16 protein-coding genes are annotated in these 16,649 nt (G+C 71.8%); 5 read left to right on the forward strand and 11 right to left on the reverse strand.

Going from position 1 to position 16,649, the window contains the following annotated elements; genetic code table 11:
- Window positions 1-13 precede the first annotated feature (13 nt).
- A complete protein-coding gene (locus tag ABKA17_RS39695; protein WP_353697258.1) occupies window positions 14-1,369 on the forward strand; it encodes a dipeptidase in 1,356 nt (451 codons plus the stop codon).
- A gap of 61 nt (window positions 1,370-1,430) precedes the next feature.
- Complete coding sequence (locus ABKA17_RS39700) at window positions 1,431-2,492, forward strand: protein kinase family protein (protein ID WP_353697259.1); 1,062 nt, start codon at window positions 1,431-1,433, stop codon at window positions 2,490-2,492.
- Here ABKA17_RS39700 and ABKA17_RS39705 read toward each other — a convergent pair.
- The 5 genes from ABKA17_RS39705 to ABKA17_RS39725 all read right to left on the reverse strand — a co-directional run bounded on the left by ABKA17_RS39705 (window position 2,462) and on the right by ABKA17_RS39725 (window position 7,169).
- A complete protein-coding gene (locus ABKA17_RS39705) occupies window positions 2,462-3,502 on the reverse strand; it encodes an NUDIX hydrolase (protein ID WP_353697260.1) in 1,041 nt (346 codons plus the stop codon). The two genes, ABKA17_RS39700 and ABKA17_RS39705, sit on opposite strands and share 31 nt — an antisense overlap.
- A gap of 137 nt (window positions 3,503-3,639) precedes the next feature.
- Complete coding sequence (locus tag ABKA17_RS39710) at window positions 3,640-3,831, reverse strand: hypothetical protein (RefSeq protein WP_353697261.1); 192 nt, start codon at window positions 3,829-3,831, stop codon at window positions 3,640-3,642.
- A gap of 151 nt (window positions 3,832-3,982) precedes the next feature.
- Window positions 3,983-4,579 (reverse strand): HEAT repeat domain-containing protein, encoded by a 597-nt coding sequence (locus ABKA17_RS39715; protein ID WP_353697262.1) that lies wholly within the window; start codon window positions 4,577-4,579, stop codon window positions 3,983-3,985.
- A gap of 9 nt (window positions 4,580-4,588) precedes the next feature.
- The gene (locus ABKA17_RS39720) at window positions 4,589-5,893 is read right to left on the reverse strand and encodes a DUF8189 domain-containing protein (protein WP_353697263.1); all 1,305 of its coding nucleotides are present in this window, start codon (window positions 5,891-5,893) and stop codon (window positions 4,589-4,591) included.
- Window positions 5,894-6,221: 328 nt separating this feature from the next.
- Complete coding sequence (locus ABKA17_RS39725) at window positions 6,222-7,169, reverse strand: ROK family protein (RefSeq protein WP_353697264.1); 948 nt, start codon at window positions 7,167-7,169, stop codon at window positions 6,222-6,224.
- Between the two features lie 196 nt (window positions 7,170-7,365).
- On the opposite strand from ABKA17_RS39725, the gene ABKA17_RS39730 reads away from it, so the two are divergent.
- Window positions 7,366-8,415, forward strand: coding sequence for a LacI family DNA-binding transcriptional regulator (locus ABKA17_RS39730; protein ID WP_353697265.1), 1,050 nt, complete (start codon window positions 7,366-7,368; stop codon window positions 8,413-8,415).
- A gap of 289 nt (window positions 8,416-8,704) precedes the next feature.
- On the forward strand, window positions 8,705-9,484 hold the full coding sequence (locus ABKA17_RS39735) for a hypothetical protein (protein ID WP_353697474.1): 780 nt from the start codon (window positions 8,705-8,707) through the stop codon (window positions 9,482-9,484).
- Here the strand turns inward: ABKA17_RS39735 and ABKA17_RS39740 are convergent.
- The 3 genes from ABKA17_RS39740 to ABKA17_RS39750 all read right to left on the reverse strand — a co-directional run bounded on the left by ABKA17_RS39740 (window position 9,430) and on the right by ABKA17_RS39750 (window position 12,812).
- Window positions 9,430-11,166, reverse strand: coding sequence for a serine/threonine-protein kinase (locus ABKA17_RS39740; protein WP_353697266.1), 1,737 nt, complete (start codon window positions 11,164-11,166; stop codon window positions 9,430-9,432). The two genes, ABKA17_RS39735 and ABKA17_RS39740, sit on opposite strands and share 55 nt — an antisense overlap.
- A gap of 78 nt (window positions 11,167-11,244) precedes the next feature.
- Entirely contained in the window at window positions 11,245-11,496 is a 252-nt protein-coding gene (locus tag ABKA17_RS39745; protein ID WP_353697267.1) for a DUF7660 family protein, read from the reverse strand.
- Between the two features lie 20 nt (window positions 11,497-11,516).
- A complete protein-coding gene (locus tag ABKA17_RS39750) occupies window positions 11,517-12,812 on the reverse strand; it encodes a DUF6986 family protein (protein WP_353697268.1) in 1,296 nt (431 codons plus the stop codon).
- A 203-nt stretch (window positions 12,813-13,015) separates the two neighbouring features.
- On the opposite strand from ABKA17_RS39750, the gene ABKA17_RS39755 reads away from it, so the two are divergent.
- Window positions 13,016-13,879 (forward strand): endonuclease/exonuclease/phosphatase family protein, encoded by an 864-nt coding sequence (locus ABKA17_RS39755; RefSeq protein WP_502994522.1) that lies wholly within the window; start codon window positions 13,016-13,018, stop codon window positions 13,877-13,879.
- 62 nt (window positions 13,880-13,941) lie between these two features.
- Here ABKA17_RS39755 and ABKA17_RS39760 read toward each other — a convergent pair whose 3' ends face one another.
- The 3 genes from ABKA17_RS39760 to ABKA17_RS39770 form a co-directional block, all read right to left on the reverse strand.
- On the reverse strand, window positions 13,942-14,904 hold the full coding sequence (locus tag ABKA17_RS39760) for an electron transfer flavoprotein subunit alpha/FixB family protein (protein ID WP_353697270.1): 963 nt from the start codon (window positions 14,902-14,904) through the stop codon (window positions 13,942-13,944).
- A gap of 53 nt (window positions 14,905-14,957) precedes the next feature.
- A complete protein-coding gene (locus ABKA17_RS39765) occupies window positions 14,958-15,746 on the reverse strand; it encodes an electron transfer flavoprotein subunit beta/FixA family protein (RefSeq protein WP_353697271.1) in 789 nt (262 codons plus the stop codon).
- Window positions 15,747-15,959: 213 nt separating this feature from the next.
- Window positions 15,960-16,469: a flavin reductase family protein gene (locus tag ABKA17_RS39770; protein ID WP_353697272.1), complete on the reverse strand. Its 510-nt coding sequence runs from the start codon at window positions 16,467-16,469 to the stop codon at window positions 15,960-15,962.
- Window positions 16,470-16,649 lie beyond the last annotated feature (180 nt).

Consider the following 16,649-nt stretch of genomic DNA (forward strand, 5'->3'; position numbering starts at 1 on the left):
AAGGAGCGTGCCCATGTCGTCGAATCCGGTCGCCGAGACCGTCGCCTCGCTGATGCCCAGGGCGCGGGCGGAGCTCACCGAACTGGTGGCGTTCAGGTCGGTGGCGGACTTCGACCAGTTCCCCAGGAGCGAGAGCGAGGGCGCCGCCCGCTGGGTCGCCGACGCGCTCACCGCCGAGGGCTTCGAGGACGTGGCCCTGCTCGACACCCCGGACGGCACCCAGTCGGTGTACGGCTACCTGCCCGGCCCGGCGGGCGCGAAGACGGTCCTGCTCTACGCGCACTACGACGTGCAGCCGCCGCTGGACGAGGCCGCCTGGACGACTCCGCCGTTCGAGCTGACCGAGCGCGACGGCCGCTGGTACGGACGCGGTGCCGCCGACTGCAAGGGCGGCCTGATCATGCATCTGCTCGCGCTGCGGGCCCTGAAGGCGAACGGCGGCGTGCCGGTGCACGTCAAGGTGATCGCCGAGGGCTCCGAGGAGATGGGCACGGGCGGCCTCGAGCGGTACGCCGAGGAGCACCCGGCCCTCCTGGAGGCCGACACCATCGTCATCGGCGACGCGGGCAACTTCCGGGTCGGGCTGCCGACGGTCACCACGACCCTGCGCGGGATGACGATGCTCCGCGTCCAGGTCGACACGCTCCAGGGCAACCTGCACTCCGGCCAGTTCGGCGGCGCGGCGCCCGACGCGCTGGCCGCGCTCATCCGCGTACTGGACTCGCTGCGCGCGCAGGACGGCTCCACGACGGTCGACGGCCTGGCGCCCGAGAGCCGTTGGGAGGGCCTGGAGTACGACGAGGAGCAGTTCCGCACGGACGCCAAGGTCCTGGACGGGGTCGAGCTGATCGGCTCCGGCACGGTCGCCGACCGTATCTGGGCGCGCCCCGCCGTCACGGTCCTCGGCATCGACTGCCCGCCGGTCGTCGGCGCCACCCCGTCCGTGCAGGCGAGCGCCCGGGCCCTGGTCAGCCTGCGGGTGCCGCCGGGCATCGACGCCGCCGAGGCGACCAAGCTGCTCCAGGCCCACCTGGAGGCGCACACCCCGTGGGGCGCCCGGGTGCGCACCGAGCAGATCGGCCAGGGCCAGGCGTTCAGCGCCGACACCACCAGCCCGGCGTACGCGGCGATGGCCGAGGCCATGGCGGTCGCCTACCCGGGCCAGGAGATGCAGTACGCGGGTCAGGGCGGTTCCATCCCCCTGTGCAACACCCTCGCCGCGCTCTACCCGCACGCGGAGATCCTCCTCATCGGCCTGAGCGAGCCGGAGGCCCAGATCCACGCGGTCGACGAGAGCGTCTCCCCGGAGGAACTGGAGCGGCTGTCGGTCACGGAGGCGCTGTTCCTGCGGAACTACGCCGTGAGCTGAGCGACCGGGACGATCGGTGGACATGGCCCCACGAGCAGGGCACGACCCTGATCATGGGGCCATGTCCACCTCCACCCGCATCACCGCCCACGCCGAACTCACCACGTCCCTCTCCCTCCTGAGCGACCACGAACTGGCGGAACTGGTCGCCTCGGCGACACCGCTCGGCACCGGAATCGGCGGACGGTCGGCCCTGGTCGAGGTGGACGGCAGACGGGTCTTCGTGAAGCGGGTTCCGCTCACCGACCTCGAACGACGGCCGGAGAACGTCCGGTCGACGGCGAACCTCTTCGACCTGCCGCCGTACTTCCACTACGGCATCGGCAGCCCGGGCCTGAGCGCGTGGCGGGAGCTCGCCGTGCACGCGATGACGACGAACTGGGTACTGGCCGACCGGTTCGCGGGCTTCCCGCTGATGCACCACTGGCGGGTCCTGCCCGACACCCCCCAGCCCCTGCCCGCCCAACTCGCGGACGTGGAACGGTCCGTCGCCTACTGGGGCGGCAGCCCGGCGGTGCGCGAGCGCCTGGAGGGGCTGCGCACCGCGAGCGCGAGCCTGGCGCTGTTCCTCGAGTACATCCCCCAGACCCTCCACGACTGGTTCGACGACCGGCTGCGCACGGCCGAAGCCGACACCGCGTGCGCCCTGGTCGAACGGCGACTCGCCGAGCTCACCGGCTTCCTCGGCGGCAGCGAACTCCTGCACTTCGACGCCCACTTCCAGAACATCCTCACCGACGGCCGGCAGCTCTACCTCGCCGACTACGGCCTCTCCCTCTCCAGCCGCTTCCGCCTCACCCCGCAGGAACGCGTCTTCTTCGACCGGCACCGGCGCTACGACCGCGACTACACCACCAGACACCTGGTGATCTGGCTCGTCACCGCCCTCCACGACCTCCGCGGGCCGGAGCGGGACGCCTTCGTGCGCCGTTGCGCGGACGGCACGCAGCCCCAGGGCGGGATTCCTCGGGTCGCCGCCGACATCATCAGCCGGTACGCCCGCCCGACGGCCGTCATGGACGAGTTCGTCCGTCGGCTGCACGAGGAGAGCAGGCTGACCCCGTACCCCGACAAGGCGTTGCGATCCGCCGCTCAGGGCGCCGGAACTCCCGCCTCCAGATAGAGCGCCGCCCCTCGCTCCCGCGCCCGCAGCGCCCACCGGAGGCGCTCGTAGCGCACCGGCGGCAGCAGGTCGGCGGCCTCCTGCTCGGTGACGAAGCGCCAGGCGCGCAGTTCGGGTCCGGGCAGCAGTACCCGGCCCGCCTCGGCGGAGTCGAGACGGCCGCCGTCGAAGAGGAGCCGCAGACCGCCGTAGCCGGGCGGCCGGGGCCGCTCCCAGTCGACGACGAGGAGCCGCGGTACGTCGGCCAGCCGTATCCCGGTCTCCTCGGCGACCTCGCGCATCCCGGCCCGCGCGGGTGCCTCCCCGGGCTCGACGACACCGCCGGGGAACTCCCAGCCGGCCTTGTAGGTGGGGTCGACGAGCAGCACCCGGTCCTGCTCGTCGAAGAGGAGGACGCCGGCGGCGACGGTCTCCGCGGTCGGTTCGGGCGTCTGCACGATGTCGCTGACGGGCGCGGATCCGGAGCTGACGGCCTCGGCGATCCGGACGGCCGTCTCGTACGGGGTGAGGGCGCCGGTGTCGACGGGGTGGGCGTCGGCGGTCAGCCAGTTGGCGAGGGCGGCACGGTACGGCTCGATGTGGTCGTACGACCACTGCCGTACCCGTATCTCGCCGTCGGGGAGGTCAGGCGGGATGTCCCGCCCGGCTATTCGCTCGCGCAGGATCGTTTCGGCCGGAGCGAGGAGGATGTGCCGGACCGTGATCCGGCGGGCGGCGAGGCCGCCGAAGATCTCGTCGCGGTACTCCTGGCGCAGCAGGGTCATGGGGACCACGAGGGTCCCGCCGAGCTCGGCCAGCAACGCGGCCGCCGTGTCGATCACCAGACGCCGCCAGATCGGCAGGTCCTGGAAGTCGCCGACCTCGGCGAGGCGCTTGGGCGGGAGCAGGTGCGTCAGCCCTCCGCCGATCACCTCGGGGTCGAAGAGTGTGCTGTTCGGGATCAGTTCGATCAGTTCTCGTGCGGTGGTGGTCTTCCCCGCACCGAACGCACCGTTGATCCAGACGATCACGGTTCCCCCTCTTCTGTTGGCCCCCTGAGGCTTGCCCGCTTCACCCTGCCACGGAAACCAGCTCCAGCTGAGGGGGTACACACGACGGCGCCGGTGCCCCCTGACGCGAGGGGCACCGGCGCCGTGTCCGGTGGTCGTCAGCCGTTCTGTCCGAGGGCGGTGTCGTCGACGGCGAGGCTGTCGTCGGCGATGGTGTCGCCGAGGGTGCTGACGGTCTTGTCGACGTCGAGGTCGGGCAGGTCACCCCCGACGGCGTGCGACGGGGTGACCGCGGCGACGACGAAACCCGTGGCCATGGAGGCGATGGCGAGCATGGTGCGCTTCTTCATGCCCTGATCAACGGCGCCGCCCGCCGAGAGTCACGGGAAGGCCGGCGAAAGGAGCCGGCCCGCGTCACCGGAGCGGTCCGCGGGCGTACGACGGTGCCCGGGCCCGGCGCTCGATCGGCGCCTCGGCCCGGGCACCCTCACCCGCCGGAACTCACTCCTCGCCGGGCATCTTCCCCGGCTTCGGCCCACCGCCGGAGTCCCCCATGCCGCGCTCGGTCCCCGGTTCCTCGCCGGGCATCAGACCGGCCGTGGGGCCCTCACCCGGCATCAGCCCGCTGTCGGCCCGTTCCCCGGGCATCGCGCCCAGCGGCTGCTCACCGTTCGGCACCGGTTCGGCCGGCATCGCGGGCGGGGCGAGAGCGGCCTGCTGGACGCGGTCGGCCAGCTCCGTCGGCGGGTTCTCGGGCACCGCGGCCAGGGCCACCTTGCGCACCCCGGGATCGTCGTCCGCGACCAGGTCCGTGAGGACCGCGGCGGCGGAGGCCGGGGGCAGACTCGCCGCGGCACTGGCCGCCGCGACCCGCAGCGACGGATCGTCGCTCTGGGCGGCCGTGGTCACGACGTCCTGCCCGGTGTCGCCCTCCAGCTGTCCGGCCGCGTAGGCAGCCTTGGCCGCGAGCAGCGGGTCGTCGCCGGCGACCAGGGTCCGCAGATGCGGGAGACTGGCGGTGCCCAGACGGGCCGCGGCCGAGTAGTCCGGCTCCTCGGGATCGAGGACTTTGCGCACATCACGCATCGATACGCTCACCGAAGCCTCCTAGATGTCCTGGGTCCGGGGACTGTCGAGCATGGTCTTGACCTCGTCCGAGACCAGGTCGGGCGGCGGGTGGGTGATGTTGGCCGTCCCGTTGCCCGTCATCAGGCGGTCGTTGTCGTTCACGTGCCGCAGGCCCAGGACATGTCCGATCTCATGGCCCAGTGTCCACTGTGTCGCACCCTGCGCCACGACGGCACCCGGACGGTCGGCGGGATGGGCCGCACAGCCGTTGAAGGGCGGAACCGTCGACCGTACGAAATAGGCGACGACGTCGTTGGGACCCGCGTTGTTGCGGTGCGCGAAGAGTTCGTTCTGCTCGGCCGTGGTCTGTCCGCTCACACACTGCCCGACGTCGATGTCGTTGAGCGCCGGCAGGTTCAGGTTCTCGGTCGACGCCAGCTCCACGGCGATGCCCGCGGTCGCGTACACCTCCCGCATCCGTGCGACGGCGTCGGTGACGGACACGTTCGGCGCGGTGAGGATCTTGGCGTGCAGTCGTACGGTCGGGACCTGCGTCCACCACTTGTGCCACATCGCGCTGTTGGTCCCGGCGACGAAGGTGTCGATCCGGTTCGGCCCCCACGAGACGGCCGCGGGCGCGCTGGTGAGGACACCGCCGAGGCTCTCCCAGCCCGACCAGCCGTTCTGGAACCACTTGTGCCACATCGCCGAGTCGGTCCCCGCGACGAAGACGTCGAGCCGTCCGGGCGCCCAACTGGACACCGCAGGCGCCGAGGTGAGGACACCCCCGAGGCTCTCCCAGTTGGACCAGCCGTTCTGGAACCACTTGTGCCACAGGGCCGCGTTGGTACCGGCGCCGAAGACATCGATACGGCCGTTGCTCCACGAGACCGCCGCGGGCGCGCTGGTGAGGACACCTCCCAGGCTCTCCCAGCCGGACCAGCCGTTCTGGAACCACTTGTGCCACAGCGCGGAATCCGTACCGCGCACGAAGACGTCCAGCCGACCGGACGCCCAACTGGCCACCGCTGGACCGGAGGTGAGGACACCGCCGAGACTCTCCCAGCCCGACCAGCCGTTCTGGAACCACTTGTGCCACAGCGCGGAGTCCGTGCCGCGCACGAAGACGTCGATCCGGCCGTTGCCCCAGGAGACCGCCGCGGGTTCCGAGGTGAGGACGCCTCCGAGGCTCTCCCAGTTCGACCAGCCGTTCTGATACCACTTGTGCCACAGCGCGGAGTCCGTACCGCGCACGAACGTGTCCAGCCGCCCCGAGGTCCAGGACGACACACCGGGGCCGCTCGTGAGCGTGCCTCCGAGACTCTCCCAGCCCAGCCACGTCATGGCATTCCCCCTTCGCCCGCCGAACGCTTCGCGGAAGGCCCATGACGCTACTCGTCCGGCTTGGGGCGGCTAAGCATGAAATCGGGCCATAAACCTGACGATCAGCCATGTTCTGTGGGAAAACGGGATGTGTCAGAGACACCCACAGTGAGGGGATGGGACGTGCCGTCTGTCTCTTGCCTCGGGCATACGGCGTCCGGACAGCACTGGATGTTGGCCGATACCCGGCACGCGCCGGGCTGTTGGGCCATGGCGACGTGACTCGGTGGCCGGAGCGACGGGTGCCCGTCGGTCCGGCCACCGAGTGAACGTTCCTGCCGAGAAGTCGTCAGACCGTCGCCGCGTCCGGGCGCTTGGCGAGGGCCGCGGCGGCCGCGCCCACGAGACCCGCGTCGGTGCCCATCTGGGCCGGCGTGACCGCCAGGCGTTGCACGAAGGAGAGCGTGGCGTAGTCGGTCAACGCCTTGCGCAGTGGCGCGAAGAGGACCTCGCCCGCCTTGCCCACACCACCGCCGATCACGGCGATGTCGATCTCCACGAGCGTCGCGGTGGCCGCGATGCCGGCGGCCAGGGCCTGGGCGGCGCGCTCGAAGGAGGCCACGGCTACGGGGTCGCCCGCCCGGGCCGCCTCGGCCACCGCGGCGGCGGAGGTGTCGCCGTCCGGGCCGGGCCGCCAGCCGTTCTCCAGGGCCCGGCGCGCGATGTTGGGGCCGCTCGCGATGCGCTCCACACAGCCGCGCGAGCCGCACGCGCACGGGTCGCCGTCGATGTCCACGCTGATGTGGCCGATGTGACCGGCGTTGCCGGTCGGACCCGGGTGCAGACGGCCGTTGAGGACCAGCCCGCCGCCGACGCCCGTGGAGACCACCATGCACAGCGCGTTGTCGTGGCCGCGGGCCGCGCCCTGCCAGTGCTCGGCGGCGGTGATCGCCACACCGTCGCCGATCAGCTGCACGGGCAGCCCGCCCGTAGCCTCCCGAACCCGACGGACCAGCGGATAGTCGCGCCAGCCCGGCACGTTGACCGGGCTCACGGTGCCCGCGGAGGCGTCCACCGGGCCCGCGCTGCCGATACCGAGGGCCAAGGCGCGTCCCCACAACGGCGAGGCGGTGAGCTCGCCGAGCACCCCCTCGACGGCCCCCATCACGGTCTCGCCGTCCTCCTTGGCGGGCGTGGCGCGCTGGGCCCGCACCAGGATCCGGCCCCGGTCGTCGACCAGGGCTCCGGCGATCTTGGTGCCGCCGATGTCGAGCGCGGCCACTAGGTCGGTGTGCATCAGTGTCAGATCTCCCCGTCAACCGTGAGAAAGGGCGGGCCGGTCCCGGGGTGGGGGCACGGAACCGGTGTGATTGCGGTGGACAGTGTCCCCCGCATCTGACAACGTTGTCCAGGCCCTATGCTCGACGCCACATCCTCATACAAAATCATGGCCGCCGCACCTTTCTCGGACGACAGGAACAGGACGCCGCATCGTGCCCGACTCCACCCGCCGCGCAGACCGCCTCACCGCCACGCGTTACGGCAACCGTCCGACGATGAAGGACGTGGCCGCGCGCGCCGGGGTCGGCCTCAAAACGGTCTCCCGCGTGGTCAACGGCGAGCCGGGCGTCACGCCGGAGACCGAGCGCCGGGTCCAGGAGGCCATCGACGCGCTCGGCTTCCGCCGCAACGACAGCGCGCGGGTGCTGCGCAAGGGCAGCACGGCCAGTATCGGGCTGGTCCTGGAGGACCTCGCGGACCCGTTCTACGGCCCGCTCAGCCGGGCGGTCGAGGAAGTGGCCCGTCTGCACGGCACGCTGCTGATCAACGGCTCCAGCGCGGAGGACCCGGAGCGTGAGCAGGAGCTGGTCCTCGCGCTGTGCGCCCGGCGGGTGGACGGGCTCGTGGTCATCCCGGCCGGTGACGACCACCGGTATCTGGAGCCCGAGCTGAAGGCGGGGGTCGCCACGGTGTTCGTGGACCGTCCGGCCGGGCAGATCGACGCCGACGTGGTCCTCTCGGACAACTACGGCGGCGCCCGGGACGGTGTCGCCCACCTCATCGCGCACGGGCACCGCCGGATCGGCTTCATCGGCGACATGCCCCGCATCCACACCGCCGCCGAGCGGCTGCGCGGGTATCGGGCCGCCATGGAGGACGCCGGCATACCGGTCGAGGACTCCTGGATGTCCCTCGGCGTCACCGACCCGGTACGGGTGCGCCGGGCGGCCGAGGAGATGCTCTCCGGTCCGACGCCGGTCACCGCGGTCTTCGCGGGCAACAACCGGGTGACGGTCACCGTGGTCCGCGTCCTCGCCGAACAGACCCGCCGGGTCGCGCTCGTCGGCTTCGACGACATCGAACTCGCCGACCTGCTCCAGCCGGGCGTCACCGTCGTCGCCCAGGACGCGGCGGCCCTCGGCCGCACCGCCGCGGAACGCCTCTTCCGCCAGCTCGACGGCACCCTGATCACCCCGGAACGCATCGAGCTGCCGACCCGGCTGATCACCCGCGGCTCGGGCGAACTGCCGCCGGCGGACTGAGCGGCCCGTGATGGAACGCGCACGCGAGGCGTGGCGCCGGCCTGAGCCGGTGCGGGTGCCTGATGGACACGCGGACGGGTCGCTGGAGCCGGGCACGGCTTCGACGGACGGACCGCTTGGGCCGGGGAGCGCATCGGCGGACGGACCGCTGGAACCGGGTACGGCTTCGGCGGTCGCTACAGCGCAGGCGAGTGCGGCCCTCGAGGCCGTGACAGGGGGTCCACGGCAGCCCGTTCGGGACTCGCCGAGCGGGGTGCGGCCGCCCGGGCCCGACCCTGACCCTCGCAGCCTGGAGGCCCTGGGGCTGGCCGAGGCGCCGCGCGATCATCCGTTGCTGTACCCGGGCGGATGGCCGTCCGACTCCGGGCTCCTGGACGGTGACCTGCTGCTGCCGCTCGACCGGCTGCTGTACGAGGACCGGGTCCCCGTCCTCGCGGTCGGCTCCAATGCCAGCCCGGCCCAACTGCGGCACAAGATGGCCGAGTTCGGGATCAGCTCGCCCATCCCGATGGTGCGGGCCCGCGTCACCGGCATCGGCGTCGGTGTCTCGGCACATGTGAGCCTGCTGGGATACGTGTCGGCCTCGCCGGTCGAAGCGCCCGCCACCGTGGCGGAGTTGTTCGTCACCTGGCTCGACGCCGAGCAGCTGGCCGTGATCGACGCGAGCGAGGGGGTGCCGCTGCCGACCGGCAACTACCGGCGCGCCTGGCTGCCTTCACCCGAGGTGCGGATCGAGCTGGCGGACGGCACCCGGCTCCCGGGCGCCTATGTGTACGTCAACCGCCACGGCGTCCTCCACGACGGCACCGGCGCCCCGCGCACCCATCCGGGTCAGCGGGCGCTCATCACCGAACTCCTCGTCGGATCAGCCCGGTTGAGGGAGCTGTTCGGGGTCACGCCGGAGGAGTTCTGCGCGCGGGCGCGCGCCGACCGGGAACTGTGCCGGCGGGGCACCCGGCTCTTCAAGGAGGAGAAGCTGGTGACTGCCTCCGGTCTGGAGCACCATGTGCGGGCTCAGCAGACCGGCAGTCCGGGCACCGGCTCGTCGTTGTCGCCGCCCTTGATGTAGACGTCGCTGACGAAGACGCCGGTGTTGCCGCTGTCGTCGTCGGTCTTGGCCCACCAGACGTTGGTCCACTCCCCGTCCGTCTCGCGACGGCCCAGGTTCTGCTGGCAGTAGAAGTAGTTGGTGCCCGCGTTCAGGGTGCCGACCTGGGTGCCGGAGGCGGTGTAGGAGGCGGCGGTCTTCCAGACCACGCAGTCGTACTTGCCGTCGCCTCTGGAGGTGCAGGAAGGCGCGGGGGTCGTCGCGCCACCGCCGGTGGCGCCGCCGTCGCCCGAACCGCCGCTAGCCGTGCCCTCGTTGCCGCTGCCCGAGGACCTGGTCGGGGAGGACGTGGTGGCCCGTCCGGAGGGGGTGGCACCGGCCGTGCGGTCCGGCGAGGCGGTCGTGGTCGGGGGCTTCTCGTCGCCCTGTTCGGTCGGCTCGGGCTCGTCCGTGCGCACGGCGCCCCCGCGGCCGCTCGCGGAGGAGGTGGCCTCGATGCCGGTGGCGTTCGCCGAGGAGCGCGCGTTCGTCCTGCTGTCGCCCTTGTCGTTGAGGAGGGCGACCGTGGCACCGGCCGACGCGAGGACGACGGTGACGGCCACGGCGGCGAGGAGAACCCGCTTCCTGCCGCGGGCGGGGCGGGTGGTGTCCATGGGACCGGTGACGGCCGGATCCTGCGGGGCGGGAGCCGGGTGACCCGGCCCGCCGAACCCGGGCGAGCCCTGTCCCGTGGGCTCCACCGGCCCGAACCCCGGCGGCACCGACGGCACGGCGCGCTCCGTCTCCACAGGCGCCGGGCCCGTCGTAGCCGGCGCGCCTCGCAGTGTCGTCGTCGCCGCGTCCTCGCCGCCCGATTCCGCGACCATCTGGAGCAGTTGCCCGGCCTCCTCCGCCTCCGGGCGCCCTTCGGGCCGCTTGTCCAGCAGCATCTGGAGGACGGGGCCGAGGACTCCGGCCCGCACGGGGTCCGGAAGGGGTTCGGAGACGATCGCGGTGAGGGTGGAGAAGGTCGACGTGCGGCGGAAGGGCGAGGAGCCCTCCACCGCGGCGTACAGCGTGGCGCCCAGGGCCCAGACGTCGGAGGCCGGACCCGGGTCGGCGCCCTGGGCTCGCTCGGGGGCCAGGTAGTCGAGGGAGCCGACCAGTTCGCCGCTGCGGGTGAGGTGGGTGGCCGAGCCGTCGCCCGGGTCCTCCATCGTCGCTATGCCGAAGTCGGTGAGGACGACGCGGCCCGAGCGGTCGAGCAGGATGTTGCCGGGCTTCACGTCCCGGTGCAGAACGCCGGCACGGTGGGCGGCGGCGAGCGCCTCCATGACCTTGGCGCCGATCCCGGCCGCCTCGCGCGGGTCGAGGGTGCGCTCGCGCAGGACGTCGTCCAGGGACGGCCCGTCCACCAGCTCCATGACGATCAGCGGGCGCCCGTCGACCTCGGTGACGTCGTGCACGGCCACGACGCCGGGGTGGCGGACCCGGGCCGCCGCGCGGGCCTCGCGCTGCATACGCAGTCGCAGGCCGGCGAGTTCGGGGCCGTCGGCGTCGTTGTAGGTGCGCAGTTCCTTGACCGCGACCTCACGGCCGAGGACCTCGTCGACGGCCCGCCAGACGACACCCATACCGCCCCGACCGAGCTGCGCCACCACGCGATAACGCCCGGCCAGCAGCCGCCCGGCCTCGTCCATCCGCCCGTTCTCCCCCGATGACACCGTCGCCCCGTTCCTGTGGCCCATCCATGCGTGGCGCCCAGACTAATCCGTCACGGACGGCCCCTCGGGCGCCACCCGTCACTCGTAGTCGGTCGCGGCACGCAGTGCCCGGGCCAGGAAGGTCCAGTCGCCCCCGGTGGGGAGGTTCTTGTCGAAGTTGCGGTACCAGCCCCCCGCGTCGTCGATCCACGCCGAGAGGGCCTCCAGGAAGGTGTCGAGGGTGCGGTTCTCCCACTCGTCGCCCCGCTGGAGGCACTCCTCGTGCAGCGCGCGGACGAACGCGGCCAGTTCCTCGCGGGTGCGTATCTCGTCGTCGGATCCCAGAGTCATGGCCGCAATGTATCGAGCCCCTACTTGCCGGAGATCGTCAGGTCACCGCGCCTCGGTGTCGCGAAGCCCTCCAGGTCCGTCCTGGTCAGGCCGGTGAGGCGGGCGACCTCGGCGATGTCGAGGGCGCCGCAGTCCAGGCCGCGCAGCAGGTAGCCGCTGAGGGCCTTGGCGGTGGCGGGCTCGTCCATGACGTCGCCGCCGGCGTGGTTGGCGTAGCGGGCGAGGCGGCCGGCGGCTTGCTCGAAGCCCTCGCGGTAGAAGGCGAAGACGGCGGCGTACCGGGTCGGGATGTGGCCGGGGTGCATGTCCCAGCCCTGGTAGTAGGCGCGGGCCAGGGCGCGGCGGGTGAGGCCGTAGTGCAGCCGCCAGGCGTCGTGGACCTTCGCCGTCGGACCGACCGGCAGGACGTTGGTGGAGCCGTCGGAGACGCGTACCCCGGTGCCGGCCGCCGCGACCTGCATGATCGCCTTGGCGTGGTCGGCGGCCGGGTGGTCGCTGGCCTGGTAGGCGGCGGAGACGCCGAGACAGGCGCTGTAGTCGAAGGTGCCGTAGTGCAGGCCGGTGGCGCGGCCCTCGGCGGCCTGGATCATCCGGGCGACGGTGGCGGTGCCGTCGGTGGCGAGGATGGACTGGCTGGTCTCGATCTGGATCTCGAAGCCGATCCGGCCGGGCTCCAGGCCGCGCGCCTTCTCGAACTCCTCCAGCAACCGCACCATGGCGGTGACCTGCTCGGCGTACGTCACCTTCGGCAGCGTCAGGACGAGGCCCTCGGGCAGGCCGCCGGCCTCCAGCAGGCCGGTGAGGAAGATGTCGAGGGTGCGGATCCCACGGTCGCGGACAGGCGCCTCCATGCACTTCATGCGGATGCCCATGTAGGGGGCGGCCGTGCCGTTCTCGTACGCCTCGGCGATCAGGCGGGCGGCGCGGGCGGCGTCCTGGTCCTCGTCCTTGCCCTGGTAGCCGTCCTCGAAGTCGACCCGCAGGTCCTCGATGGGCTCGCGCTCCAGCTTGGCCCGGACGCGGGAGTACACGGGCTCGGCGAGCTCGTCGGACAGGCCCAGTACGGCGGCGAAGGACGCGGCGTCCGGGGCGTGTTCGTCGAGGGCGGCGAGCGCCCGGTCGCCCCAGGAGCGGAGGGTGTCGGCGGCGAAGGCGTCGCCGGGGACGTAGACGGTGTGGACGGGCTGGCGGGTGCCGGGGTCACCGGGGTAGCGGCGCTCCAGCTCGGCGTCGACCGGGGCGAGAGAGGCGCTGATCTCCTCGCTGACGGCGCCCGCGAGGCTCGTCGCCACCTGCTCCTGCTGGCCCTGACCCATGCCACACCCTCCTATTTTCCGCTCTACGGAATCAACAATCCGTAGAGCGAAGTTATCCGTGGACTTCCCGCCGGTCAACACCCGTCCGCAGCATGAGCCACCACCGTCATTCGCGACGCCCTCTTTCGCACGCGGGTTCGGACCTTCATCCTGGCCCGTCGGGAGGGGATTACATGTCGCACACCAACAGAATGACCCGTCGCATGGGGTTGAGAACGGCGGTGGCCACCGCGCTCGCCGTGCCGCTGATGGCCACGATGCCCGCCCCCGTCGCCGGATCTGGCCACCGCCGGCTCGAGGTCATGACGTTCAACCTGCGCTTCGCGAGCACCTCCGAACCCAACAGCTGGGCCGCCCGCCGCCCGGTGATGCGCGAGCTCCTACGCCGCGAGACCCCCACACTCATCGGCACCCAGGAAGGCCTCTACCAGCAACTGCGCGACATCCACACCGACCTCGGCCCGCACTACGACTGGATCGGCACCGGCCGCGAGGGCGGCAGCCACGACGAGTCCACGGCGATCTTCTACGACGCCCGCCGGCTGTCCCCTCTCGAGCACGACACGTACTGGCTCTCCGACACCCCCAGGGCGATCGGCTCGAACACCTGGGGAGCCGCGCTCCCCCGCATCGTGACCTGGGTGCGGTTCCGCGAACGGGTCCGTGGCGGGCGGCAGTTCCACGTCCTCAACACACACTTCGACCATGTCAGCCAGTACGCGCGCGAGCGTTCCGCGTCCTTCGTGGGCGAGCGGATCGCGGAACTCGCCCGCTCCTCACCGATCATCGTGACCGGCGACTTCAACGCGGCGGCCGGGGAGAACCAGGCCTACGACACCCTGCTCGCCGCCGGGCTCGTCGACACCTGGGACGCCGCGGCCGAGCGCGGCGAGCTGTACGCGACCTTCCACGGCTACAAGCCGCTCATGCCCGGCGGGGAGCGGATCGACTGGATCCTCGCGACGCCCGGCGCCAGCGTCCACCGCGCCTGGATCAACACGTTCGCGCGGGACGGGCAGTTCCCGAGCGACCATCTGCCCGTGCAGGCGTCACTGACCCTGGCATGAGAGGAGGCCCCCGTGGGCCGCTGGGATAGCGGTCACGGGGGCCTCGTCATGCCTGCGCGCGATCAGCCCTTGCGGGTGTTGATCTCCTCGGTGAGGGCGGGGACGACGTCGAAGAGGTCGCCGACCACGCCGTAGTCGACGAGGTCGAAGATCGGGGCCTCGGCGTCCTTGTTGATCGCCACGATGGTCTTGGAGGTCTGCATGCCGGCGCGGTGCTGGATCGCGCCGGAGATGCCGGAGGCGATGTACAGCTGCGGGGAGACGGACTTGCCGGTCTGGCCGACCTGGTTGGTGTGCGGGTACCAGCCGGCGTCGACGGCGGCGCGGGAGGCGCCGACGGCCGCGCCGAGGGAGTCGGCGAGGGACTCGATGAGCGCGAAGTTCTCCGCGCCGTTGACGCCGCGGCCGCCGGAGACGACGATCGCGGCCTCGGTGAGCTCGGGGCGGCCGGTGGACTCGCGCGGGGTGCGGGCGGTGACCTTGGTGCCGGTGGCCAATGCGCCGAAGGACACCGTGAGGGCCTCGACGGTGCCGGCGGCGGGGGCGGCCTCGACGGCGGCGGAGTTGGGCTTGACGGTGATGACCGGGGTGCCCTTGATGACGCGGGTCTTGGTGGAGAAGGAGGCGGCGAACACCGACTGGGTGGCCACCGGGCCCTCGTCGGACGCTTCGAGGTCGACGGCGTCGGTGATGATGCCGGAGCCGATGCGCAGTGCGAGACGGGCGGCGATCTCCTTGCCCTCCGCGGAGGAGGGGACCAGCACGGCGGCCGGGGAGACGGCCTCGTAGGCGGCCTGGAGGGCGTCGACCTTGGGGACGACCAGGTAGTCGGCGTACTCGGCGGCCTCGTGGGTGAGGACCTTGACCGCGCCGTGCTCGGCGAGGGCGGCGGCGGTGTCGGCGGCGCCGTTGCCCAGCGCCACGGCGACCGGCTCGCCGATGCGGCGGGCCAGGGTCAGCAGCTCCAGGGTGGGCTTGCGGACGGCACCGTCCACGTGGTCGACGTAGACGAGAACTTCAGCCATGGGAATGCTCTCCTGCGAATTGCGAAGTCTGGGGGCGGTAGGGGGGGTGAGCCTTAGATGAACTTCTGGCTCGCGAGGTACTCGGCGAGCTGCTTGCCGCCCTCGCCCTCGTCCTTGACGATCGTGCCGGCGGTACGCGCCGGACGCGCAGCCGCGGAGTCGACCTTGGTGTAGGCGCCGTCCAGACCCACTTCTTCGGCCTCGATGTCGAGGTCGGACAGGTCCCAGGAGGCCACCGGCTTCTTCTTGGCCGCCATGATCCCCTTGAAGGACGGGTAGCGCGCCTCGCCCGACTGGTCGGTGACCGACACGACCGCCGGCAGCGAAGCCTCCAGCTGCTCGGAGGCGGCATCGCCGTCCCGGCGGCCCTTGACCGTGCCGTCCTCGACCGAGACCTCGGACAGCAGCGTCACCTGCGGCACACCCAGCCGCTCGGCGACGAGCGCGGGCAGCACGCCCATGGTGCCGTCGGTGGAGGCCATGCCGGAGATGACCAGGTCATAGCCGGCCTTCTCGATCGCCTTGGCCAGCACCAGCGAGGTACCGATCGCGTCGGTGCCGTGCAGGTCGTCGTCCTCGACGTGGATCGCCTTGTCGGCGCCCATGGACAGCGCCTTGCGCAGCGCGTCCTTGGCGTCCTCCGGACCGACGGTGAGGACCGTGACCTCGACGTCGTCGTCGGAGTTCTCCGAGATCTGCAGCGCCTGCTCGACCGCGTACTCGTCCAGCTCGGAGAGCAGACCGTCCACGTCGTCCCGGTCGACGGTCAGGTCATCGGCGAAGTGCCGGTCGCCGGTGGCGTCGGGCACGTACTTCACGGTGACAACGATCCTCAAGCTCACGCCGGCTCTCCTACTGCTGCGTCGACATTTCTGTGCTGCCTGCTTGCAGGCAGCATAGGCGCCTCAAGCGGCCGATCCCGATCGGGGCGACCCGCGCTCCGAACGAAATATTACTCGTCAGTACACCCATTTCGTTCCCGCTAAGCAAGCGCTTTGAACTGTGACCTTCGCAACGCAGCGTAATCGGAACTCGACGGCCTCGCAGAAGGGGCGTCAGTCGCGCAGACCGCCGAACCGGCCCTGGTGGTACAGCAGCGGACGGCCCGGGCCGGCGGGATCGCCGAGGACCACCTCGGCCAGGACGATGCGATGGTCACATGCGGGCACGCGCGCGACGACCCGGCACACCAGCCAGGCCAGGACGTCGTCGAGGACGGGCACCCCCTCGGGACCCTCGCGCCAGACCGTCGGCGCCCCGAAACGGTCGGCGCCGCTGCGGGCGAAGGTGGCGGCCAGCTCCTGCTGGTGCTCGCCGAGTATGTGCACGCCGACATGGTCGGCCTCGGACAGCACCGGCCAGCTGGAGGCGCCGGTGCCGACCCCGAAGGAGAGCATCGGGGGCTCGGCGGAGACAGAGGTGAGGGAGGTGGCGGTGAAGCCGACGGGGCCCTGCTCGCCACCGGCGGTGATCACGGCGACCCCCGCCGCGTGCCGTCGGAAGACGGAGCGCAGCAGGTCGGGAGAGCCGAGCTGAGGAGTGCGGAGATCCGGTGAGGCCGTCATGGAGTGGTCCTTCGGCAAGGAGGGGCGGGGGTGTCCGTGGCTGTTCAGCAACCCGGACAGCGCGCGCTCGCCGTGCGGGCGAGGTCGACATGGACCCGCCCGAAGAGAAGGAGTTCCGAAGGCATCAGGTCAGGCTGACGATAGGTGGTGCGCACAGTCAAGTGCGTTCCGGGATATGGG

It is taken from the genome of Streptomyces sp. RG80 (assembly GCF_040446465.1).
Taxonomy (GTDB): domain Bacteria; phylum Actinomycetota; class Actinomycetes; order Streptomycetales; family Streptomycetaceae; genus Streptomyces.